Source organism: Vibrio sp. 1288, from assembly GCF_033344475.1.
This window is the reverse complement of the sequence record NZ_JAWPOX010000256.1, coordinates 1-895: the sequence shown is the minus strand read 5'-3', so window position 1 is coordinate 895 and position 895 is coordinate 1. Positions and strand designations below refer to the sequence as shown.

Below are 895 nucleotides of genomic sequence, written 5' to 3'. Positions count from 1 at the left end.
ATGCATCATATTGGCCAGGGCCAAACTCAGGGACGGACACAGGGAAAGTAGGATGGAAAACAAGCAGATACTGGTCGTCGATGACAACCTCGACCTTCGCGAAGCGTTGTCAGATTACCTTGGCCGCGCAGGGTTTGAAGTGCTTTGCGCGGAAAACGGCGGCGTGATGTGGCAACTGCTCAACGATCACCATCCTGATTTGATCATCCTCGATATTATGATGCCCGGTGAAGACGGCTTTACCCTGTGCCAGAAACTGCGCAAAAACTCCGATATCCCGATCATCATGCTGACCGCCGTCACTGAAGAAGCCGACCGAGTCGCAGGACTAGAAATGGGCGCTGACGACTACATCACCAAATCATTCAGTCCGCGTGAACTGCTCGCGCGCATCAAAACGATTCTGAGACGCAGCCAAACGACCGCCAATAGCAAACTGACGCGTAAAGTGCGTTTTGACGACTGGTTGTTAGATACCGTGACGCGCCAACTGACCCACGTCGCTAGCCGCGAAGTTAAACAACTCAGCGGTGCCGATTTGTCGTTGCTTGGTTTATTTGTCAACCATGCACAATCGATATTGTCGCGCGATGATATTGCACGTGAGATTTGGGGACGCGATGCTGACCCGTTTGAACGCGGCATTGACGTGCAGATCAGCCGCTTGCGTCATCACCTTGAAGATAAAGACCGTTCGCTGATCCTAACGGTGCGCAACAAAGGCTACATGCTGACCACGGACGTGCATTATGAGAATTAAACGCTGGACGGGATCACTGGTCGTTCGTACCAGTGTGTTCTTGTTGCTGGTGATCATTCTGGCGCAGGTATTATCCGGGATTATCTGGTATCAACACGCCAGCGAACGCGATAAAGAAGGCCTGACCACCACGGT

The 895-nt window shown here is 52.3% G+C and carries 1 protein-coding gene and 1 pseudogene; both read left to right on the top strand.

The window, feature by feature from the left end; translation table 11 throughout:
* Nucleotides 1-52 precede the first annotated feature (52 nt).
* Nucleotides 53-760, top strand: a complete 708-nt coding sequence (locus tag R8O11_RS26065) for a response regulator (RefSeq protein WP_021450481.1) — start codon at nt 53-55, stop codon at nt 758-760.
* Nucleotides 750-895, top strand: a pseudogene (locus R8O11_RS26060) (two-component sensor histidine kinase); the annotation flags it as partial. The gene R8O11_RS26065 and the pseudogene R8O11_RS26060, both read left to right, overlap by 11 nt.

Excerpts from the sequence above, each read along its gene's own strand:
- R8O11_RS26065 (WP_021450481.1), top strand. The coding sequence starts at position 53 with ATGGAAAACAAGCAGATACTGGTCGTCGATGACAACCTCGACCTTCGC.